The sequence below is a fragment of the Brotocaccenecus cirricatena genome (genome assembly GCF_020687045.1).
In the GTDB taxonomy this organism is placed as follows: domain Bacteria; phylum Bacillota; class Clostridia; order Oscillospirales; family Oscillospiraceae; genus Vescimonas; species Vescimonas cirricatena.
Window position 1 is genome coordinate 1 of the sequence record NZ_JAJEPW010000053.1, and the last position, 20,327, is coordinate 20,327.

22 protein-coding genes and 1 pseudogene are annotated in these 20,327 nt (G+C 54.8%); 6 read left to right on the top strand and 17 right to left on the bottom strand.

The features are described from left to right. Positions 1-45: 45 nt before the first annotated feature. Positions 46-366, top strand: coding sequence for a thioredoxin (gene trxA / locus LKD37_RS13625; protein ID WP_302929689.1), 321 nt, complete (start codon positions 46-48; stop codon positions 364-366). A 265-nt stretch (positions 367-631) separates the two neighbouring features. Here the strand turns inward: trxA (LKD37_RS13625) and LKD37_RS13630 are convergent, their stop codons facing one another. The 17 genes from LKD37_RS13630 to LKD37_RS13710 all read right to left on the bottom strand — a co-directional run bounded on the left by LKD37_RS13630 (position 632) and on the right by LKD37_RS13710 (position 16,803). Next, on the bottom strand, positions 632-1,813 hold the full coding sequence (locus tag LKD37_RS13630; protein ID WP_302929690.1) for an FprA family A-type flavoprotein: 1,182 nt from the start codon (positions 1,811-1,813) through the stop codon (positions 632-634). Between the two features lie 122 nt (positions 1,814-1,935). Next, entirely contained in the window at positions 1,936-2,799 is an 864-nt protein-coding gene (locus LKD37_RS13635; protein WP_302929691.1) for a nitroreductase family protein, read from the bottom strand. Positions 2,800-2,835: 36 nt separating this feature from the next. After that, on the bottom strand, positions 2,836-3,879 hold the full coding sequence (locus tag LKD37_RS13640; protein ID WP_302929692.1) for a ribonucleotide-diphosphate reductase subunit beta: 1,044 nt from the start codon (positions 3,877-3,879) through the stop codon (positions 2,836-2,838). A 10-nt stretch (positions 3,880-3,889) separates the two neighbouring features. Beyond that, the gene (locus LKD37_RS13645) at positions 3,890-6,433 is read right to left on the bottom strand and encodes a ribonucleoside-diphosphate reductase subunit alpha (RefSeq protein ID WP_349048735.1); all 2,544 of its coding nucleotides are present in this window, start codon (positions 6,431-6,433) and stop codon (positions 3,890-3,892) included. 138 nt (positions 6,434-6,571) lie between these two features. Then, entirely contained in the window at positions 6,572-7,783 is a 1,212-nt protein-coding gene (locus LKD37_RS13650; RefSeq protein WP_302929693.1) for an FprA family A-type flavoprotein, read from the bottom strand. Between the two features lie 22 nt (positions 7,784-7,805). Then, positions 7,806-9,719, bottom strand: a complete 1,914-nt coding sequence (locus LKD37_RS13655; protein WP_302929694.1) for an acyl-CoA dehydrogenase family protein — start codon at positions 9,717-9,719, stop codon at positions 7,806-7,808. A 22-nt stretch (positions 9,720-9,741) separates the two neighbouring features. Continuing rightward, positions 9,742-10,173: an RrF2 family transcriptional regulator gene (locus tag LKD37_RS13660; RefSeq protein WP_302929695.1), complete on the bottom strand. Its 432-nt coding sequence runs from the start codon at positions 10,171-10,173 to the stop codon at positions 9,742-9,744. Between the two features lie 357 nt (positions 10,174-10,530). Beyond that, entirely contained in the window at positions 10,531-11,202 is a 672-nt protein-coding gene (locus LKD37_RS13665; protein WP_302929696.1) for a GTP pyrophosphokinase, read from the bottom strand. After that, positions 11,199-12,893, bottom strand: a complete 1,695-nt coding sequence (locus LKD37_RS13670; protein ID WP_302929697.1) for an FAD-dependent oxidoreductase — start codon at positions 12,891-12,893, stop codon at positions 11,199-11,201. Before LKD37_RS13670 ends, LKD37_RS13665 begins: the two co-directional genes overlap by 4 nt. Next, on the bottom strand, positions 12,890-13,210 hold the full coding sequence (gene trxA, locus LKD37_RS13675) for a thioredoxin (RefSeq protein ID WP_302929698.1): 321 nt from the start codon (positions 13,208-13,210) through the stop codon (positions 12,890-12,892). Before trxA (LKD37_RS13675) ends, LKD37_RS13670 begins: the two co-directional genes overlap by 4 nt. 28 nt (positions 13,211-13,238) lie before the next feature. After that, entirely contained in the window at positions 13,239-13,814 is a 576-nt protein-coding gene (locus LKD37_RS13680; RefSeq protein WP_302929699.1) for a 4Fe-4S binding protein, read from the bottom strand. Beyond that, on the bottom strand, positions 13,811-14,014 hold the full coding sequence (locus tag LKD37_RS13685) for a 4Fe-4S binding protein (RefSeq protein WP_302929700.1): 204 nt from the start codon (positions 14,012-14,014) through the stop codon (positions 13,811-13,813). Before LKD37_RS13685 ends, LKD37_RS13680 begins: the two co-directional genes overlap by 4 nt. A 12-nt stretch (positions 14,015-14,026) precedes the next feature. After that, positions 14,027-14,239: a ferredoxin-thioredoxin reductase catalytic domain-containing protein gene (locus LKD37_RS13690; RefSeq protein WP_349048736.1), complete on the bottom strand. Its 213-nt coding sequence runs from the start codon at positions 14,237-14,239 to the stop codon at positions 14,027-14,029. A gap of 116 nt (positions 14,240-14,355) precedes the next feature. After that, positions 14,356-14,730, bottom strand: coding sequence for a desulfoferrodoxin family protein (locus tag LKD37_RS13695; protein WP_033120174.1), 375 nt, complete (start codon positions 14,728-14,730; stop codon positions 14,356-14,358). 20 nt (positions 14,731-14,750) lie between these two features. Continuing rightward, complete coding sequence (rbr, locus tag LKD37_RS13700) at positions 14,751-15,293, bottom strand: rubrerythrin (RefSeq protein WP_302929701.1); 543 nt, start codon at positions 15,291-15,293, stop codon at positions 14,751-14,753. Positions 15,294-15,365: 72 nt separating this feature from the next. After that, entirely contained in the window at positions 15,366-16,022 is a 657-nt protein-coding gene (locus LKD37_RS13705; RefSeq protein ID WP_302929702.1) for a Crp/Fnr family transcriptional regulator, read from the bottom strand. A gap of 1 nt (position 16,023) precedes the next feature. Beyond that, the gene (locus LKD37_RS13710; protein ID WP_302929703.1) at positions 16,024-16,803 is read right to left on the bottom strand and encodes a DUF134 domain-containing protein; all 780 of its coding nucleotides are present in this window, start codon (positions 16,801-16,803) and stop codon (positions 16,024-16,026) included. A 418-nt stretch (positions 16,804-17,221) separates the two neighbouring features. On the opposite strand from LKD37_RS13710, the gene LKD37_RS13715 reads away from it, so the two are divergent. The 5 genes and pseudogenes from LKD37_RS13715 to LKD37_RS13735 all read left to right on the top strand — a co-directional run bounded on the left by LKD37_RS13715 (position 17,222) and on the right by LKD37_RS13735 (position 20,228). Next, positions 17,222-17,533, top strand: coding sequence for a helix-turn-helix domain-containing protein (locus LKD37_RS13715; RefSeq protein WP_177717471.1), 312 nt, complete (start codon positions 17,222-17,224; stop codon positions 17,531-17,533). A gap of 269 nt (positions 17,534-17,802) precedes the next feature. Next, entirely contained in the window at positions 17,803-18,108 is a 306-nt protein-coding gene (locus tag LKD37_RS13720) for a helix-turn-helix domain-containing protein (RefSeq protein WP_302929704.1), read from the top strand. A 99-nt stretch (positions 18,109-18,207) separates the two neighbouring features. Beyond that, a complete protein-coding gene (locus LKD37_RS13725; protein ID WP_302929705.1) occupies positions 18,208-19,170 on the top strand; it encodes a hypothetical protein in 963 nt (320 codons plus the stop codon). 172 nt (positions 19,171-19,342) lie between these two features. Then, positions 19,343-19,600: pseudogene (locus tag LKD37_RS17760) on the top strand (DUF1016 N-terminal domain-containing protein); the annotation flags it as partial. Positions 19,601-19,745: 145 nt separating this feature from the next. Beyond that, positions 19,746-20,228 carry a low molecular weight protein-tyrosine-phosphatase gene (locus tag LKD37_RS13735; protein WP_302929707.1) on the top strand — a complete coding sequence of 161 codons (483 nt, stop codon included), beginning with the start codon at positions 19,746-19,748 and terminating at the stop codon, positions 20,226-20,228. Positions 20,229-20,327: the final 99 nt, after the last annotated feature.

Genomic DNA, 20,327 nt, shown 5'->3' on the forward strand with positions numbered 1-20,327 from the left:
AGATATTGAAACACAGCTTTTTACACAGAAATAGGAGGATATACGATGCTTACCATTACGACCAACAGCTTTGAAAACGACGTTCTCCGCGCGGACAAGCCCGTGCTGGTGGACTTCTGGGCTCAGTGGTGCCCCTACTGCCGCCGTATTGCTCCGGCCTTCGACAAGGTGGGCGAGCAGTACGCAGACACGCTTATCGCCGGCAAGATCAACTACGACGAGGAGCCGCAGCTCATCCAGCGTTTCGGCATCGACACCATCCCCACGCTGATGCTCTTTAAAAACGGCGAGGTGCTTGGCTCTGTGGTAGCGCCCGGCTCCAAAGCCGCCATTGAGACATTTATCCGGGAAACGCTGGCGCAGTGAGGGCGTGGCTATGGAGCAGATCTATGATTCGCTTCCATGTAGCACACTTCGTGTCTCCTTAGAAACCGAGGGCAACGGTCAAAGCCATCCGTTTGCACCGTAGTCAAAATGCAAAAAGCGCAGCCGCAGAGAACATCTGCGGCTGCGCTTCGATCCATTTTTCAAAGCTTCGGCATCACTCAACGCCATATTGTTGTCTAAATAAATCAGCGACGATGTTTTGCTTTTGAGGCATCGGGCGGACAGACGAAGCCAGACTCGCCGCCTACTCCGCGCAGAGCTCAGCCACCAGAGCATCCATCTGCGCTTCGCTGGTTTGGTTCAATGCACCACGCAGAGACACTACCGTTTCGTAAAGGTGGATATCCTTCATCTCCTCCAATTTGGTGCGCATCAGCCGCGCGGCAGCAGGTGCCCAAGAGCCGTTTTCAATAAGGCCAACCCGGCGGTTTCGGAATCCCTTTGTCTGCAAATGTTCCAAAAACTCCTTCATGGGCGGAAACAGTCCTCCGTCATAGGTGGAGCTGGCTAAAACCAACTTCCCGCAGTAGAACGCACTGGCAACAGCGTAGGAAAGATCTGTCACAGTGAGATCACATATGTTGACCTGCACGCCTTTTTTCTCTAATTTGCCCTTGAGGGTCTTCGCCGCATGGGCAGTATTTCCATGGATGGATGCGTGAGCGATCAGGATGCCCTCCGGTTCTTCCGGTTTCCATTGTGACCAGAGATCATAGAGCCGCAGATACTCCCCCAAGTCTTCTGTGAGCATGGGGCCATGGAGCGGGCAGATTATTTGGATCTCCAGCGCGGAGATTTTTTTCAGCAGCGCCTGCACCTGTGCGCCATACTTTCCGACGATGTTGTAATAATACCGCCGGGCCTGCGGCGCCCAGGGGGCACGGGCAGTCCGTTCCAGTGAACCGAAGCGGCCGAAGGCATCCGCCGAGAACAGGATCTTTTCCTCCTCTTCATACGCTGCCATCACCTCCGGCCAGTGTACCATCGGCGCCAGCAGGAAGCGCAGCCGGTGTGAGCCCAGAGAGATCGTGCTGCCCTCGCCAACCTCCAGCATACGCTCTTCCGACAATGCACCTGTGCCGAAGAACTGCTTGATCAGGGTAAATGTTTTTGCGTTTCCTACGATCTTCATCTCCGGGTACTTTTGTGCCAGCCGCATGAGGCTGCCGGAATGATCCGGCTCCATGTGTGTGACCACAAGATAGTCGGGGCTGCGCCCCTCCAACACCCGCGCCACATTGGAAAGCCATTCTTCCGCCGACCGTGCGTCCACGCTGTCCATCACGGCGATCTTCTCATCCAGAATGACATAGGAGTTGTAGCTCACTCCCATAGGCTGGACGGGGTACTGGTTTTCAAAGAGTGCCAATGTGTTATCATCCACCCCTACATAGCGGATGGCATCTGTTAGCGTTTGGATGGTCATATAAAAAATACCTCCTATTTTCCTTACTCAGACTGATAGGTTCTTCTTTTCTAATGGATCATACGCTCAACCGCGGATCGACGGTCGCGCATTTTGCCGTTGTCTTGCTTCCCCCAGAGTCGTTACATGTGGTACACCGCAGCGGAGCGAAGTCCTTCCGGCAGGCCGTCGGGCGCAGCAGGTGAAAGTTCCCAGCGTACCTGCCCCGCCCACTGGGAGGCGACGGCGGAGAAGTGGAGCATGACAATACCGAGATCCAATGCGGCATCCAAATTATCGGTGTAGGCATCCTCCTGCTGCACCAAATAGACGCTGTGATCCTGCACAAGGAAGCCATAGGGCTGACGGTTGAGATAGCTGGGGGAGAGCGAAGCGGCGTAGAAGGACTGCCAGAGCATATCGTCGTAGAAGTCCATCATCTCGTCAAGCCCAGACTTGTTGCTCCAGCTCCCCATGTGAACCAAATCATGCACGCCCTTTTTGGGCGCGTAGTACTGCTGCTCAGCCCGCACATCGATCTGAGACATACTTAGGATATTCAGCCGCAGCTTTTTTGCGGTCTTTTCCCCGTAGCCAAAGGCAACGATTGCCGCCACCTCTAACGGGGTGGTGAGAGAAAGTGCCTTTTTGATTTTGTCGCTGTCGGTGAAGGTCATCCAGCAGGTGTCAATGTCCAACTCAGTCAGCTTGAGGACGAGATCTTCCATCATGTAGCCGGCGTTGATGGCCGCATAGGAATGCGGGGCAGACATAAGGAGCAGGTAATGCGGTGCTCCGATGAGAAATTGCTTATAGCCCGCTGAGCTCTCCAGCGCCGGCTGTGCATCCTTGTCCAAGACGATCAACTCCGTTGCAATCTCCGGGACAAGACGGGGGCAGGTCTTTTCATAGTAGGATCGGAGCTGGCCGATAGCCTCGCTCGGAACTTCCTTTTCGCGGAATGCGTGAACGGATCTGCGATTTTGAATCATAGCGCTGTAATTCATAGTAGTGTATCTCCTATTCTGATGTTTTTGGTTTTCTTATAAATCGTCTATCAGTGCGGTGCTCTTGGCGTAGGCGGTACTGCGCGCCTCAAAGAAATCGGTCTTGACCATGTTGGTGTCGGCGTACTGGCTGACCCATTCCATGCTCTCCGGTTCGCTCTCAAAGCCTGGATACAATGCGGGATAGCCAAGGCTCGTCCAGCGGAGGTTGCCGAGATAGCGGATGTAATCGCTGATCATCTGCCGGTTCAGCCCCGGGATGTCGTCGCCGATCACATAATGCCCCCATGCGATCTCCTGCTCCACGCCCTCACGCATCATCTCGCGCAGCGCTTGTACGCTCTCGGCGGTGAACAACTCCGGCTGCTCCTTTTGCAGCTCCGTGATGATATTGCGGAACAGCCACAAGTGCGTGTTCTCATCGCGGTTGATGTAGCGGATATCCTGCGCCGAGCCAGGCATCTTCCCGTTTCGGGAGAGATTGTAGAAGAACATAAAGCCGCTGTAAAAATAGATGCCCTCCAAAATATAGTTCGCCATCATCACGCGCAGCAGCGTGGGAGCGTCCTTCCGCTCCTGAAACTCATTGTAGCAGTTCCCAATGAAGGTGTTGCGGCGCAGCAGATGCTCGTCCGTTTTCCATTGGTAGAGGATGTCATTGCGCTCCACAGGAGAGCAGATGGTGTCGAGCATATAGCTGTAGCTCTGTGAGTGGACACACTCCTGAAACGCCTGAATGGACAGGCAGAGATTGACCTCGTTGGCGGTAATGTAGGCGCCGATATTAGGCAGGTTCGCTGTCTGAATGGAATCCAAAAAGACAAGAAAACTCAAAATTTTATCGTAGGCGCTGCGCTCGGCTGGCAGCAGGCGGGGATAGTCCTTCACATCCTGCGAGAGATTGATCTCCTCAGGGATCCAAAAGTTGTTCATGGCCTGCCGGTACCAGTCGCTGACCCAAGCGTACTTCATATTGTTGAAGTCGTTGAGGTTGGTGGTATTGCCGCCGATCATGCGCCGCAGGCGCACATCAAGGTCGCCCTCCGGGTTAAAGAGGGGCTTTTTCTTCAGTTCCGTCATGCTATCCTCCTTATGACGAGCAGCTTTCGCAGTCCTCGACCTCAAGGGCCTTGCTGCGGACATAGTAAATGGTCTTGACGCCGGCCCTCCACGCCTCTAAATACAGTCTGAGCACCTGACGCATGGAATAGTCATTGGTGATATAGAGATTCATGCTCTGCGCCTGGTCAATATGTCTCTGGCGAAATCCCGCGGCGCGCACCGACCAGCTTTGGTCAATGAGATGCGCCGCCTTATAGTACCACCATGTATCCATAGAAAGCTCCGGGGCAACGCGGGGCAGCATGCTGCCCTTTTTCTCCTCTAAGAAGAATTTCTTCATAATTGGATCGATGCCCGCCGACGTGCCGGAGAGGATAGATGTGCTGGAGGTCGGTGCGACCGCCAGCAGATAGGCGTTGCGCATTCCCTGCACCGCCACCGTTTCCGCAAGCGCCTGCCACTTTTCGGAGGTATAACCCCGCTTTTCAAAATACGCGCCCGTCTGCCAGTCGCTGCCCTCAAAGAGTGCGTAACGCCCCTTTTCCCGTGCCAGTGCTGCGTCCGCCTTGACGGCGGCGTAGTTGATGTGCTCGAACACCGCGTCGGTGAAGGCAAGGTGCTCCTCGCTCTCCCAGCGGATGCCGCGCTTTGCCAGCATGTGGTGGTAGCCGCTGATGCCCAGGCCGATGCTGCGGTACTTCTGATTGGTAAGCCGCGCGTATTCCAACGGGTAGAAGTTGAGGTCGATCACATTATCCAGTGCGCGGATGGCTGTTTCCACCGTGCGTTCCATATAGGCCTCGTCCTCCACCGGCAGATTACCGAGAGACAGACTCGCCAGGTTGCAGACCACAAACTCACCGGGGCGTGTGGCCGTCACTACCACTGTGTTGCCGTTCTCCGTGTGCACCTCAGTGCTGATATGCTCGATGGGCGCCATGTTCTGCGCGATCTCCGTGCAGAGATTGGAGCAATAGATCATTCCCGTGTGGCCGTTTGGGTTCATACGATTTACGCTGTCGCGGTTGAAGGCGAAGGGCGTGCCGGTCTCCACTGCCGAGCGAAGCACCAGCCGCACGATGTCCTTGACGGTGACGCTGCGCTTTTCGATGCGCGGGTCATTGACGCAGTCCAGATACCGCTTCTCCCATTCCGTACCCCAGTAATCCTCCAGAGCGTAACCCTTGACCGTGAGGATCTCATGCGGACACATGAGATGCCACGGCGCGTCTATGTTCTCCTCCGCCAGTCGCCAGAAGAGATCCGGATAGCACACGGCGGGAAACACATCATGCGCCTTCATGCGGTCGTCGCCGTTGTTGGTGCGCAGTTGAAGGAATTCCGGCAGATCCCGGTGCCATGCGTCTAAGTAAACCGCCACAGCGCCCTGCCGCATCCCCAACTGATCCACCGCCACGGCGGTGTCGTTGACCAGCCGGATCCAGCGGATAACACCGCCCGCCGCCCCTTGAAAGCCGCGGATGGTGCTGCCTGCAGCGCGCACCTTACCGAAGTACATCCCCATTCCGCCGCCGAATTTAGAGACCTTTGCGAAGTTGTCCAGCGAGCGGTAGATGCCGTCCAGACTGTCCGGAACAGTGTCCACAAAGCAGCTTGAAAGCTGATAGTAGGGCTTTCGTGCGTTGGACATGGTAGGTGTCGCCATCGTGACCTCCATACGGCTGAGCATATCGTAAAAGCGTTTTACCCACCCCATGCGGTCAGAGCCTTCGTTCATAGCAAGATGCAGCGCGATACCCAAAAACATCTCCTGCGGTGTTTCCAGCGGCACGCGGCTGCGTGACTGGATCACATAGCGTTTGAGCAGCAGGTCAAGGCCGGAGTAGGTGAACAGCTCGTCCCGTTCCGGGCAGAGAAAGTCCTCCGCCATGGCGATCTCCTCGTGGGTATAGTGGGCAAGAATATAGTCACCGTAGAGTCCCTTATCCGTCAGATAGCGAAGCCTGCCATAGAGGTCGCCGACGCCGCGCCCCTCCCATTCCTGTGCGTTGCGACAGCGAAAGGAGTGGTTCAGAAGCCGCGCCGCGATGAACTCCCACTTGGGTGCCTCTGCCGTAGTCAGCTCTACCGCTGCCTTGGTCAGTGCCTCAGCCCGCTCATCCTCTGTCATGCCCGGGCGACAGAAGCTCTCAAACTTCATTTGAAGCGCCGCAAGGGAGTAGATTTCCTCGGTAAAATCCATCTGGATACGGCGCAGCACCTCGTCAAGCGAGTTATCCCCCACCGTCTGCGCGATGGTATGCCGGACGCGGCGCAGCGCAGACCGCTTTTCGCGATAGAGGATGTACGCCTTGGACACCTCATAGTGTCCGCGCTCCATGAGCGTCCGCTCCACCTCGTCCTGCACACGCTCCACGGTGAGCGGCGCTGCGGCGGCGAGGTTGTCGAGAACGGCGGCGAGGATCTCATTCAGCTCTCTGCTCCCGATCTCCCTTCCCTGTCCATCAAACGCTTTTTTCATGGCGTTGAAGATTTTCTCCTGTTGAAAGGGAACAGATTCCCCGTTTCGTTTTCTGATCTCTATTTCGATCCTCTCCTCTTCTCCGGTCACTTCTCATGTCCTTTTGGGCAAAGAGCGGGCAAGCGCAGTATCACGCTTGCCCGCTCTGTTTTTGAAAGCCGGTTTTTCTGCAGCCGACGCGGCGGGGCTGTTTGTTGTCTGTTGTCTTGGTTTTGGCTTCCCTGCCAGTCACTTCATAGATTCCAGAATGGCGTCCGCCAGTGCTTCCAGCTCAGTGCGCTTGTCCGTGCCCATGGACGAGGCGAGGCTGAGCCGTTCGTTGAGCACCGTCATGTTCTTGAGCTCATCGTTGACGAATTTCTGCATGAGGTCGCCGGACTTCACCGCCCACGAGCCGTTTTCAATGATGGCAAAGGTGCGGTTTTGCAAATTCAGCGCCTTCATATCCATGAGGAAGTCATGCATGGCGGGATAGATGCCGAGGTTGTAGGTCACGGAGGCCAGGACGATGTGACTGTACTTAAATGCCTCGGAGATCAGCTGGGAGACATGGGTGGAGGACACATCGTACATCGCCACCTTGCTCATGCCCTTGTCGCAGAGCGACGCCGCCAGCGCCAGCGCCGCGTTCTCCGTGTTGCCGTACATAGAGGCGTAGACGATGAGCACGCCCTGGGTCTCAGGGGCATAGCGGCTCCATGTGTCGTACTTTTCGATGAACCAGCCCAGATCCTTGCGCCACACGGGGCCGTGGAGCGGGCAGATGTACTTGATCTGATCCAAAACGCCGCCGGCCTTTTTCAGCAGGAGCTGGATATGGGGGCCGTACTTGCCCACGATGTTGGTGAGGTAGCGGCGGGCGTCATCCAGCCAGTCCCGCTCGAAGTCCACCTCGTCGGCAAACAGCTTGCCGTCCAGCGCGCCGAAGGTGCCGAAGGCATCGGCGGAAAAGAGGACGCCGTCGGTGACGTCAAGGGTCACCATGGCCTCCGGCCAGTGGACCATAGGCGCACCCACAAAGGTGACGGTGTGCTTGCCGAAGGAGAAGGTGTCACCCTCCTTCACCTCGATGCACTCATGCCCGTCCACATGGAAACCGAACTGCCGCATGAGCATGAATGCCTTCTCGTTGGAGATCAGTTTCACCTTGGGATGGCGCAGCAGGATCTCCTCGATGCAGGCGGCGTGATCCGGCTCCAGATGGTTGACCAGCAGGTAGTCCAGCTCGCGGCCATCCAGCACATACGCCAGATTTTCCAAAAGCTGGCGGCAGGCAGACCAGTCCACCGTGTCAAAGAGCACCGTCTTTTCATCCAGCAGGCAGTAGGCGTTGTAGCTTACGCCCCGGGGAATGGGAAAGCAGTTTTCAAACAGGGCCAGGCGATGGTCGTTGGCGCCCACCCAGTAGAGGTCGTTCGTTACTTTACGCACGCAATACATCTTATCTTACCTCCTTCACGGCTCAAGCCTTTACAAATTGATCCTTCGTCTCCGCGCACTCGGGACACACCCACTCGGCGGGAAGCTGCTCAAAGAGCGTACCGGGCGCGATCTCGCCGTCCTCGTCGCCCAACTCCGGCACATACTCGTAGCCGCAGCCGCCGCAGACGTAGCGGTCGCCGATGGGGGCGGGCTTCGGCGGCGTGGGCCGCTTCATCTTTACCATGGGCGGCGCGGGCAGCTTTTCGCCGCTATCCAGCGCAGCAGTGAGCAGGGGCAGGATCTCCTCCACATCTCCCACGATGCCGTAGTCGCAGTTCTTGAAGATAGGCGCGTTACCGTTCTTATTGATGGCCACGATGGTGGAGGCGTCCTTGATGCCCTTAAGGTGCTGGGATGCGCCGGAGATGCCGCAGGCGATGTACAGATTGCCGGTAAACTTCTGCCCGGACATACCCACATAGCGGTTCAGCGGCAGATACTTGAGGGTCTCCGCCACGGGACGGGAGGAGCCGATGGCCGCGCCAGCGGCCTTTGCCAGCGACTCTACCAGTTTCATGTTCTTTTTCTCCCCGATGCCCTTGCCCGCGGAGACCACCCGCTCCGCCTGCGGGATGGGCGTATCCATGGGGATGCCCACGGAGAAGTCGTGGCCGTCCTTCTTCAGCGCCGCTACAAGGTCAGCCACCTGCTGGGCGGCATCCCCCTCCCGGAAGATGGTGCGCTTGCGGATGCCGGTGATGGGCGCGGGTTTCTTGGCCGCCGAACGGCTCTCGCCGCCGGAGTTCTTGCCCAGCCTGCCCACCAGATGGGAGGCGATGACCACCCGCTGAATCTCGTTGGTGCCCTCGTAGATGGTGGTGATCTTGGCGTCGCGGTAGGCCCGTTCCACCTCCATGCCCTTGAGGAAGCCGCTGCCGCCGTGGATCTGCAAGGCATCGTTGGTGACCTCCAGCGCGATGTCCGAGGCGTACATCTTCGCCATGGCGGACTCCATGCCGTAAGGCGCGTGCTGCTCCTTCAGCTCCGCCGCGGAGTAGATGAGGAACCGGGCGCAGCGCAGCTTGGTGGCCATATCCGCCAGCTTGAAGGCGATACTCTGCTGGGCCGCGATGGGCTTTCCGAACTGAATACGCTCCTTGGAATAGCTCAGCGCCTGCTCAAACGCACCTTGGGCGATGCCCAGCGCCTGCGCGGCGATGCCGATGCGTCCGCCGTCCAGCGTGGACATGGCAATCTTGAAGCCCTCGCCCTCCTTGCCCAATAGGTTTTCCTTGGGGACCTTCACGTCGTTGAAGATCAGCTCCGCCGTGGAGGAGGAGCGAATACCCATCTTGTCATAGTGGTCGCCGAACTCAAAGCCCTTCCAGCCCTTCTCCACGATGAAAGCGGAGATGCCCCGGGTGCCGATGTCCGGCGTGGTGACGGCGAAAACCACATAGGTGTCCGCCTTAGGCGCGTTGGTAATGAAGATCTTGCCGCCGTTAAGGAGATAGTAGTCCCCCTTATCCAGCGCCGTGGTCTCCGTGCCGCCGGCGTCGGATCCGGCGTTGGGCTCCGTGAGACCGAAGGCGCCGATCTTCTCGCCCTTGGCCAGCGGGACCAGATATTTCTTCTTCTGCTCCTCGGTGCCGTAGGCGAAAATAGGCCATGAGCCGAGGGAGACGTGGGCGGAGAGGATGACGCCCGCACCGCCGTCCACACGGGCCAGCTCCTCCACCGCGATGGCGTAGCTCAGGGCGTCCAGACCGGCACCGCCGTACTCCTTGGGGAAGGGAATGCCCATCCAGCCCAGCTTACCCAGCTTCTTGACAGCCTCCTCGGGAAACTCATTGTTCTGATCCATCATAAACGCGAGGGGCTTGATCTCCTCCTCCGCAAAGCTCCGGATCTTCGCGCGCAGCTCTTCGTGCGCCGCCGTGGTTTGAAACAGCATACGGGTACCTCCTCTTAAAATTTTAAAGCTCGCTTGTATCTTGGGGATCGGATCCGCCGGTCAGCAGCCTGCGCAGGCTAACGGCGCGGAACGCCTCGTCCTGCTTTCGCTGCAAGGCCGCAAGCTGACAGTGGATGGCGCACCGTCCATGCTCGTCCCGCCAGCGGCATACATATCCCGGCTCCATGCAGGCGCACAGGACGCCCCGATCCCCCATGACCCCCATGAGATCGTAGAGGGAGGTCGCGTCCAGATCGCAGGACAGCTCACAGCCCCCAAGGGCGCCGCGGCTCACCCGCACCAAATTACCGGCGGAGAGCTTGCGCAGGATCTGGTAGGCAAACTGAGTAGGGATCAGCTCCGTTTCCGACATCTCGGCCACCGAATGCTTCTCCCCGTCCAGCAGCACCCGCAAAATGCGCAGCGCGTAGTCCGTCTCTTTGGTGATGATCATGCTCCGTATCCTCTTTTCGCTTGCTTGTTAGTCCCATCATATCAATCTTGACAAAATTTGTCAAGATAATTTTCAAAAAATTTATCTCTTTAACACAGACCGCCCCAGCCCGGGTCAGCTTCGCTTTCCATTCAGCGAAAAGCCATGTTCCTTCCAATTATAGAAGGCCGAAAAAGCTGTGCCGTGGCAGTCCGCTGAAAGCAGAAAAGACTATGACTGAAAACCAGAAAGCGGAGAAATCGGTTGGGGCTCACAGGGGTCGCCCACCCAAGGCGGATGCGGCGATCCCTGACAAGCCCAAGCCGTCCAGCCGAAACAAGCAATAAAGTGCGTGCTTTTCATGTTATATTCGACACATTATGTTATGATGTGCAGTAAATGTTCCATCTTACCATCCCACTCTCTGCTGGAATCGGCGCACTCTTTCAGTTCAGTTTCAACTTCAGCATTTATCGGCAAGTTTTTCTTATAGCGGATGGTATGCTCAAGGCTTGCCCAGAAGTCCATAGCGATTGTACGGAGTTGTATCTCCACCGGCACATGGATCTCTTTTTCCGCAAAGAATACCGGCAACCGGATCGTCAGGTGCAGACTGCGGTAGCCGTTGGGCTTTGGGTTGGAAATGTAGTCCTTCTCTGTGACTATCTCAATATCAGACTGATCTTTTAAGCACTTTGCCAAAAAGAACACATCCTCCTCGAAAGAGCAGATCACACGCACACCGGCAACATCCATGATATTTGCCTGCATGGTCGGAAAATCCAGAGGAAGTCCGCGCTTGTGCATCTTATTCATAATGCTGGACGGCGACTTCAAGCGGCTTTTCATACTTTCTATCGAATTGCGATCATGCTGCAATGAAAACTCTTCGTTCAGAATTTCCAACCGGCTTTCAAGCGCTTTCAGCGCACAGCGGTATTGCAGCATGACTTCCTGATACCTGCGGTTTTCGCTTAAAAGGCGCTGGCATTGCAGATCATCCAAGCCTTTATCTGCCGCAACCGTCAAACCAAATAGATTTTCACTCATAGCTTCTCCATTCCGCAGGGATAGGCGCTCTGCGCTGTCTGCTGCTCTTGTGTTACGACCTGATAAAAGCTGTATCCGCCGGAGAGATGGGCACAAGAGAAACCGTACTGCGTTAAAAGCCGGCAGGCCAGATAACTGCGGAGTCCTGTCTGGCAATTCACATAAACAGGCTTGCCCCGGTCTAACTCGTCCAAATGCTCCCGCAGATCGTCCAGTGGAATATTGCGGAATCCATTCAAGTGCCCACGCCGATATTCGCCCTCTGTACGTACATCCAGCAGCGCCGCGCTGCCATCGCGAGGCAAGTCCTCAACATCATTCCAATGGAACTGGCGCACCTTTCCGCTCTCCAAGTCCTCAATCATAAAGCCCGCCATATTCACCGGGTCCTTGGCGGAGGAATAGGGCGGTGCATAGGAAAGGTCAAGCTCCGTCAGTTGCAAAGCTGTCATTTTTGCGCGAATGGCCGTTGCCAGTACATCAATGCGCTTGTCAACACCGTCGCCGCCAACGATCTGCGCACCCAGCAGCCGCAGGCTTTCTTTTTCATACAGTACCTTCATTGTCATAGACCGTGCGCCGGGATAATAGGCAGCGTGGGATGCCGGGAAAAGTACGACTTTGTCGTAAGCAATCCCTGCTGCCTGCGCTGCCTTCTCATTGATCCCCGTAGAGGCCGCTGTCAAGCCAAACAGCTTCAGAATAGATGAGCCCTGAGAGCCGGTAAAGCGGCTGTTTCCGCCGCAGATATTGTCAGCGGCAATGCGCCCCTGCTTGTTGGCAGGTCCCGCCAGCGAGATCAACACTTTCTGGCCGGTCACGAAATGGCTGACCTCTACGGCATCGCCCACAGCGTAGATGTCCGGCACGGAGGTTTCCATCCGCTCGTTGACAGCGATGCTGCCACGAATACCAAGTTTGAGTCCGGCTTCTTTTGCCAAATGCGTATCCGGGGTAACACCGATGGCCAGCAGCACCATATCCGAATGCAGCGGCGCACTGCCCTCCAACAGGGTCAGCACGGAATCTCCGTCCTGTCGGAATCCGGTGACGGTTTCACCCAACCGCAGAGCCACGCCGTGTCTGCGTATTTCCGCATGGACAAAGCTCGCCATATCCCCATCCAGCGGCGCTAATAGCTGCTTCGGACGCTGAACGATGGTGACGGAAACGCCCATTTCTGTAAGGTTTTCCGCCATTTCCAGACCGATAAAGCCGCCGCCAGCCAAAACAGCGGTTTTCGGTTTCTGATCCTCTGCAAAGCGCCGAATGCGGAGGGTATCCTCCACGGTGCGCAGCGTGAAAACACGCTCACTGTTGACGCCGGAAAGCGCAGGAACCGTCGGCTTTGCGCCGGGGGCAAGAAGCAGCTTGTCATAGGCTTCCGTATAGCTCTTCCCACTGTCCAGTGTGCGGACAATGACGGTTTTCTCTGCGGGATTGATCGCAGTTACTTCCTGCCGTACCCGTACATCAATGCGAAAGCGGTCCCAGAAGCTCTCCGGAGTTTGCAGCGTCAGTTCTTCCTGCTCCTTGATCACACCGCCCACATAATACGGCAGGCCACAATTGGCGTAGGACACATAGCCGCTGCGCTCGATCATGATGATCTGCGCGTGTTCATCCAGACGGCGGATGCGGGCGGCGGCAGAAGCACCGCCGGCCACGCCGCCTACAATTACGACCTTCATTTCACACCCTCCACCATGGCGGCGATCTCCGCCTTGGGCCGGTAGCCCACCGACTTTGCTACGGCCTTGCCGTCCTTAAAAACCACCAGCATGGGGATGCTGGATACCTGAAAACGCATCGCCAGTTCCATCTGCTCGTCCACATTGACCTTGCCCACCTTGAGCGTGCCGCTTTTTTCTTCGGCAAGCTCATGCAGTATGGGAGAGAGCATTTTGCACGGTCCGCACCAGTCCGCATAGAAATCCAGCAAAACGGGTTTGTCGGAATGCAGCACCTCATTTTCGAAATTCGCAGCAGTAATTTTCAGTTCAGCCATGAGAAAGGCTCCTTTCGTTTGTATATTGTCAGTCTTTGTTTTTCAGCTTGCAAATACTCTGGGTCATAGTCCCCATGGGGCAGAAGGCGCACCATGTACGGGGCTTGTAGAGCACCATGACGATCAGACCCAGCAGCAGAGAGGTCAGCATGAGGCTATAAAAGCCGAAGCTGAACTGCGCCACCCAATCAGCGACCGTCCCGGCTGTGTAAGTCCAGCCCCACGGCACACGGAATGTCCAGAACAGCTTAATGGCCTCCCGCAGGGATGCAGCCCCTGCCGCCACCAGATAGGTCTGGAACACCATGTTGCCGAACATCGTCAGGAAAAAGATCAAAAAGCCGTAACGGAACCACTTGGAGGACATCCAGCTGGGCGTGGGCTTGCAGCGGGAGCATTTAAGGTCTGTCCCCAGCTTGCTGAACAGTTGACCCCGTCCGCAGAGGTGGTTGCAAAAGAATTTGTTCCCGCCGAAGATGGCTAAGAACAGCGGCAGAAGAAAATCGATCATGCCCAGCCATGCAAACAGGATATTGAAAAAGCCCAGTGCAAAGTAGATGATGGCATATACCCACAGGTAATCGTACCAATGCTTTGCTTTCATGCGTCAGCCTTCACTTTCACCTCAATGCAGCCGACGGGACAGAGCTTTGCGCACTTGCCGCAGCCTACGCAGCGTTCGTCCTCCACGGCGGCGTAGCAGCCCCGGCGCACCTTGACAGCCCCCAGCGGACAGGTATTTTCACACACGCCGCAGGCGACGCACCGCGTCTGATCTACGGCGGCCAGTTTCTTTGACAGCATAGCGTTCCTCCCTTAATCCTGCAAGGATTTGTAATAGAGCATACAGTGGCAAAATCCCTCGAAGAGCGGATCTGCAATTTGATCCTTAAACTCCTGACACATACATTTGGTTGCCTCTGTGCGCTCTCTGCGGCAGGGACAGTATCCTCCGGTGCGCTTGAGTCCTTCTCTGATGGTGTTGACAATCTCCTGATCGGGATTGAGCTTGATTTTCATGTTCGCCACCTCTTTCTTGATTGTGACTTTATCATACCGCAGGACAAATCTTTTTTATGTGACGAGGTTACATTGATAGATAAAAAATCCGGTGCTTTTTGAGCACCGGATTTTAAGAAGGTGAATTACGCTTTCCATAGACTGTGGAGGTTGCAGTAGGCGTAGACCGCCTCGACTTCATCACCCTCGCAGAGAGCGAAGCAGACCTCGGGCTTCTCGCCGGGATGCAGTTCCTTGCGCTGGTTGCCCTGTTTGGTGTGGAGGGACACCCACTCGATATAGTGCTCCGGCAGCATGGGATGCTCCACGGAGCCGACCTTCACATGGACGATGCCGTTTTCCACAGTCCAGACCGGGACGTGCTTCTCCACGGCCGCGTCGGTGGTGCCGGGGATGATCTCGCTCATCGGCTCACCGCAGCAGATGACGGGAACGCCCGTATCCTTGACCTTGGCAATGATGTTTCCGCAATGCTTGCAAATGTAAAACTTCTGCTCCATGATTCGTTCTCCTTTTCTCTTTAATAGTTTTCCGCGTGAATTTCAAAGTAGCTCTGGGGATGATTACAGGTGGGGCAGACTTCCGGGGCCTTCTCGCCCACAACGATGTGGCCGCAGTTGCGGCACTCCCACACCTTGACCTCGCTCTTGGCAAAGACCTGCGCCGTCTCCACATTGTGCAGCAGGGCACGGTAGCGCTCCTCATGGTGCTTTTCAATGGCGGCTACCAGGCGGAAACGCTGGGCCAGCTCATGGAAACCTTCCTCATCGGCGGTTTTGGCAAAGCCGTCGTACATATCCGTCCACTCGTAGTTCTCGCCCTCAGCGGCGGCGAGAAGATTTTCGGCAGTGTCGCCAATGCCGTTCAGCTCTTTGAACCACAGCTTGGCGTGTTCCTTCTCATTATCAGCGGTTTTGAGGAACAACGCCGCGATCTGCTCGTAGCCTTCCTTCTTGGCCTTGGATGCAAAATAGGTGTACTTGTTGCGTGCCTCGGACTCACCGGCAAAGGCCGTCATCAGGTTCTTTTCGGTTTGGGTACCTGCGTATTTCGATTCTTTCATGGTCGATGCTCCTTTCAGTTTTTCTGCTTTCATTATATCGGAATTATGATTCCGTTCTGTAACAAAGTCACATTATTTCAAGCGGTTTAGGCTGTTCTTATCCCGCAGCGTAATCGCGCCTCGCCTTAGTTCCACCAGCCCGTCCTCTGAGAAGCTTTTGAGCATCCGTGCCACTGCCTCCCGCGCCGAGCTGATGTGCTGGGCGATCTGCTCATGGGTCATGCGTATCGTGTCGGAGCCGGTACGCTCCGCTTCGGCAAGGAGAAATTCTGCCAGCCGCCGATCCAATCCCTTGAACATGATCTGCTGCATCGCCCACATCACATCAGAAAACCGTTTCGTTGCCAACTCATAGAGGAAGCAGCGGACATGAAGATTTTGCTCCTTGAGTGCAGCGATGACATTTGCAGGGATAATCAGAACGTCCGTATCCGATCCTGCGGTCATTTGCGTATCAAAGGTGATCTGACTGATCACACAGGAGGCAGAAAGCACGCATAGCTCACCCGGATACAGCCGGAACAATGTGACTTCTCGCCCTTCCTCGGAGAGAAGATAGGTGCGGATCTCGCCGGAAAGGACGAACAGCATTCCAAGACATTCGGTGTCGCTGCTGTGTACGAACGCACCCTTTTCATAATGACGGACAAAGGCGCTTCGGCGCAGCGTTTCTTGCTCCTTTTCAGTCAAGGAAGACCAGAACGGAAGCTGTGTCAGTGTGCGTTCCATATCAATGGCAGCTATGCTTGCCGCAGCCGTGGTCACCGCAGGTGTGCCCATCCTCGCCGTGCTCGTGGTCATGGTGATCACAGTGAACATTGGGGTCGTAGCCCAGATTTCCGCTGAGCAATGCGCTCACCGCTGCGTCAGCGTCCCCGCTGACACCGCCGTAGAGCTTGATGCCCGCCTCGGCCAGAGCCGCCTGCGCACCGCCGCCGATGCCTCCGCAAATCAAAGTGTCTACACCGTGCTGCATCAGGAAGCCTGCCAGTGCGCCGTGACCACTGCCGTTGGTGTCAACGACTTCCGCATGAGTGATTTTACCGTCCGCAGCTTCATAAAGTTTGAACTGTTCGGTATGGCCGAAATGCTGAAAGATTTGACCGTTTTCATAGGTAACTGCAATTTTCATAATAGAATCTCCTTTGCAATTTTTGTCGGATTTTTCTGTGTTGGCTCTCTGCATCCGGCAGCAGCGGCCGCAGTGGGCTGCCTCCTGTCCTCCGCAGATACGGTAGTTTCCCCCGGTGATGTACAGCGATTTCCCGTGGACAAGACACGCTGCGATCTTGCGCCGTGCGCTTTCGTAAATCTCCTGCACGGTAGAGCGGGAAATGTCCATTTGCGCGGCACACCGCTCGTGGGTCTGCTGCTCCAAGTCAACCAACCGAATGACCTCGTATTCGTCCAGCGTCAGCAGGATCGGCTCGGTAGCCTTGCACCCGTTGGGGCAGAACGTATCGACCTGTGGTGCGCCACAAATCCGACGGCACCGTGGCGGTCTTGGCATTGACACGCCCTCCTATGTTTCCGGTATATACCGATTATAGCACGTCGGACAGAAAAATCAATATGGATTTTTAAGAAGCCGCTGCAATTTCTATCCTCATGTAGATGTTGGCTGATAGTCGGAGTCGAAAGCAACATGTGAGCTATCCTCAAGTTAGATACTTCACGAAAAGAAGCAACGCCTGAACGAGTGCCCGTGGCACTCGTTTTTTTGTTGCAATTCAATGCGGGTTAAAACATTTTTGATACGCTATAAACAAACACAATTCGATAAACGACTTGAACCGCAGAGTAAAAAACATAATTTTCTGTATTATAGCATAAACCCATGTATGCCTCCAAGGCAAACGGCGTAAAATCGTGGGTCATTTTTCTTCGGCCATCACCTAAAATAATTATAGATAGGTGGTGAATATCATATGGACACACAATTCGTGCGTGATCGAATTACTCAGCTGAGATTAAAAAAGGGTGTCTCTGAATATCAAATGAGTTATGATCTCGGGCATAGCAGAAGCTATGTTTATAACATATCCTCTGGCAAATCGTTGCCACCTATGGCAGAGTTTCTTCAAATCTGTAACTATTTTGATATTACACCAAGCCAATTCTTCGATGAATCCGAAGAAAATCCCGCACTCCTGCAAACCGCCATTGAAGAATTGCGAAAGCTGAATGACGATGACTTAATGCTCATCATCGGCAATATTCGTCGGCTGACCCGTGAGTGACCATTCCCTGAAACAACATATTTGTAAGTACAGAGAAACCGCAAGGCATCGGTGTATAATCCATGCCTTGCGGGATTTTGCTTTATAGAGGTGATTTGCATTGAAACCTGAGAGGAAAACAATTTGCAGTTCTAACTCTGGGTAATACGCCGGAATTGCATAGTATATCACCACAAAGTACACATCATTTGATTGCCATATACCATACTGATGAGTTCTACAAGGATAATCAAATGAGGTGTAAACTAATAACATAGTAGGTGGTATATATGTTCAATGCACAAAACCGAATCCGGCAGCTGATGGCCGAGCGTGGATGGACTATTTATCGATTAGCGCAGGAATCCGGCCTGTCACAGACGACAATCAGTAACATCTTTAAGCGGAATAATCAGCCCTCGCTGCCAACTGTAAACGCAATTTGTGAAGCTTGTGGAATCAAGCTGGCTCAGTTCTTTACTGAGAATGAGCCAGTAAATGTTCCTAATGCCCAGAGTGAATTAAACAGCAGTGTTGCATCGCTTAGAGAAGATCAGCGTGAGGCGCTTGCCGCATTCATCAAGACAATCGTATAGTACATAACCGCTCAGCCCTTCTGTGCGGTTCACAGCAGAGGCTGTCCGAGGTACATTGGACAGTCTCTGCATTTTTTACAAATCAAAGGGGGCATATTCATGAGCAGCGAAATCATGCAGGAAACCACATCGCTTGTTGAATGCAGTGCGTTCCATCGTGGAATGAGCGTGTTGGAGGCCAGTCTGCGAAACACCGAGGATTCAGAAGCTATCATCAGTGGCCTTCTGAAAGGTGCAGCTGAGTTTTATGGCGCATCAAGAGCCTCTGTGGTGGAAGCTGACTGGGATCTTGGAATCGGCGTTATTACCTATGAATGGTGCAAAGATGGTGTGCCGGCGCAGAGAGATATGCTCCAGTGCCTGCCCATGGAGAAGTTCCCGAGATGGAGGAAAGCACTTCGGGCCAATAAACCGGTCGTGATTTCTGACTTGCAGAGATTAGAGAAAGTCTATCCAGATGAGGCAGCCTTCTTTCGGGAGTATGGGGTGACTACACTGCTGGCGGCACCATTCTCCAAACGGATTAATCAGGGATTCATTGCCGTGGACGATCCGACCCACTACACGGATGACCCGGTTTTCCTATTCATCGCCTCCTATGCAGTGGTTGTGGAACTCAACGAAATCAAACAGCAGCAGTCCCTGTTGGCAGCAACAAAAGCCTCCAAATACAATCCGGAAGACATCCATATCAATTTCTTTGGCGGCATGGAGATCATCAGCTCCAAAGGGACATTGACCGGAGAAGATATTAAAGCGGATCAGTGCTACCTGCTTCTGGCATATCTCATTCTGAACCACAAAAAGAATTTCTCTGTTGACACACTGGCAGAGATCATCTGCCCATACGACGAACTTGATTCGCCATATAAGGTCGTCAATAATATTGTTTATCGCCTGCGGCGTACTCTTTCCGTCATCGGGCTCGACAAGCTGGTCATCGGGAAGAATGGTATATTCCAGATCAATCCCAACTTCAATATCCATACGGATTTCGACCGCTTTGAGGATGCCTGCATTCAGTTGAAAACAGAAGAAAACCCGGATATGCGGCATTTCTGAAGCAGGTCGAAGCAGAGAAAAACACGGCAACGCTACCGTGCTTTTCTCTGCTTTGAGCGTTGAATCAGGCGCTGTGCGCCGGAAAGGAGAAGTTATGAATATCCGAAAAGCTGTGGATTACAGCACAATGTTTGCCGCACTGGAATCTGCCATGGAAGCGAATCTGCCGCAGATGGAGCTGTACTGCGAGGTCGGCAAGATTGTCTGCACCCGCTCGGAAAAGGGTGAGGCGGTGGCCGCAGCGGAGTTCTTGAAAGAACAGTACCCGGATATGACCGGCTTCTCTCCACGCAATGTGCGCCGGATGCGGGATTTCTGGCGGTTGTACAGCAGCATGCCGGAACTGCTTGACGAAGCGCTTCATTTGAATTGGACGCAGAACGTGGTCATCATGGAAGCAGAACTACCCGCAGAGGAGCGCTGCTGGTACATCCGGCAGGCCGCTGCACAGAGCCTATCCAAGTCGGAGCTTCTGCGAATGATCGAGGATTTCGCACATTTGGAAAGTGTTCTCGACGAAAAGGTCGATGTGTGGTATAATGAGGGCAACGATGAAATTTCGGAGAGAACACAGTATGAAGAAGATCCTGTTTTTCTGCCACGGCAATATCTGCCGCAGCCCCATGGCCGAGTTCGTGATGAAGGACTTGGTAAAAAAGGCGGGACTGGCATCGCAATTTCATATCGAATCAGCGGCTACCAGTCGGGAGGAGATTGGCAACCCAGTCTATCCTCCGGCGCGGCGCAAGCTGGCGGAGCATGGGATCTCCTGCGAAGGCCATGCCGCACGGCAGTTGACAAATCGGGATTACGACGAATACGATCTCCTGATCGGCATGGACCAGGCCAACCTCCGGGATATGTACCGTATCTGCGGCGGCGACTATGTCGGCAAGATGTCCCTCCTGATGGATCACACCGCCCATCCCGGCAATGTGGCAGACCCATGGTACACCGACGACTTCGAGGCGACCTGGCAGGATGTGCTGGATGGCTGCCAAGGACTTTTGAAAGAATTCATGACAGAACGAGGTGATTCAAATGGCACAAAACGATAGTATCCAACTGTTCGAAGACAAGCGTATTCGAACCGCATGGGATGAGGAAAAGGAAGAATGGTACTTTTCCGTCGTTGATGTGGTAGCTGTGCTGACTGA

Excerpts from the sequence above, each read along its gene's own strand:
- trxA (WP_302929689.1), top strand. The coding sequence starts at position 46 with ATGCTTACCATTACGACCAACAGCTTTGAAAACGACGTTCTCCGCGCG.
- LKD37_RS13630 (WP_302929690.1), bottom strand. The coding sequence starts at position 1,813 with ATGACCATCCAAACGCTAACAGATGCCATCCGCTATGTAGGGGTGGAT.
- LKD37_RS13635 (WP_302929691.1), bottom strand. The coding sequence starts at position 2,799 with ATGAATTACAGCGCTATGATTCAAAATCGCAGATCCGTTCACGCATTC.
- LKD37_RS13640 (WP_302929692.1), bottom strand. The coding sequence starts at position 3,879 with ATGACGGAACTGAAGAAAAAGCCCCTCTTTAACCCGGAGGGCGACCTT.
- LKD37_RS13650 (WP_302929693.1), bottom strand. The coding sequence starts at position 7,783 with ATGTATTGCGTGCGTAAAGTAACGAACGACCTCTACTGGGTGGGCGCC.
- LKD37_RS13655 (WP_302929694.1), bottom strand. The coding sequence starts at position 9,719 with ATGCTGTTTCAAACCACGGCGGCGCACGAAGAGCTGCGCGCGAAGATC.
- LKD37_RS13660 (WP_302929695.1), bottom strand. The coding sequence starts at position 10,173 with ATGATCATCACCAAAGAGACGGACTACGCGCTGCGCATTTTGCGGGTG.
- LKD37_RS13665 (WP_302929696.1), bottom strand. The coding sequence starts at position 11,202 with ATGAGTGAAAATCTATTTGGTTTGACGGTTGCGGCAGATAAAGGCTTG.
- LKD37_RS13670 (WP_302929697.1), bottom strand. The coding sequence starts at position 12,893 with ATGAAGGTCGTAATTGTAGGCGGCGTGGCCGGCGGTGCTTCTGCCGCC.
- trxA (WP_302929698.1), bottom strand. The coding sequence starts at position 13,210 with ATGGCTGAACTGAAAATTACTGCTGCGAATTTCGAAAATGAGGTGCTG.
- LKD37_RS13680 (WP_302929699.1), bottom strand. The coding sequence starts at position 13,814 with ATGAAAGCAAAGCATTGGTACGATTACCTGTGGGTATATGCCATCATC.
- LKD37_RS13685 (WP_302929700.1), bottom strand. The coding sequence starts at position 14,014 with ATGCTGTCAAAGAAACTGGCCGCCGTAGATCAGACGCGGTGCGTCGCC.
- LKD37_RS13695 (WP_033120174.1), bottom strand. The coding sequence starts at position 14,730 with ATGGAGCAGAAGTTTTACATTTGCAAGCATTGCGGAAACATCATTGCC.
- rbr (WP_302929701.1), bottom strand. The coding sequence starts at position 15,293 with ATGAAAGAATCGAAATACGCAGGTACCCAAACCGAAAAGAACCTGATG.
- LKD37_RS13705 (WP_302929702.1), bottom strand. The coding sequence starts at position 16,022 with ATGGAACGCACACTGACACAGCTTCCGTTCTGGTCTTCCTTGACTGAA.
- LKD37_RS13710 (WP_302929703.1), bottom strand. The coding sequence starts at position 16,803 with ATGCCAAGACCGCCACGGTGCCGTCGGATTTGTGGCGCACCACAGGTC.
- LKD37_RS13715 (WP_177717471.1), top strand. The coding sequence starts at position 17,222 with ATGGACACACAATTCGTGCGTGATCGAATTACTCAGCTGAGATTAAAA.
- LKD37_RS13720 (WP_302929704.1), top strand. The coding sequence starts at position 17,803 with ATGTTCAATGCACAAAACCGAATCCGGCAGCTGATGGCCGAGCGTGGA.
- LKD37_RS13725 (WP_302929705.1), top strand. The coding sequence starts at position 18,208 with ATGAGCAGCGAAATCATGCAGGAAACCACATCGCTTGTTGAATGCAGT.
- LKD37_RS13735 (WP_302929707.1), top strand. The coding sequence starts at position 19,746 with ATGAAGAAGATCCTGTTTTTCTGCCACGGCAATATCTGCCGCAGCCCC.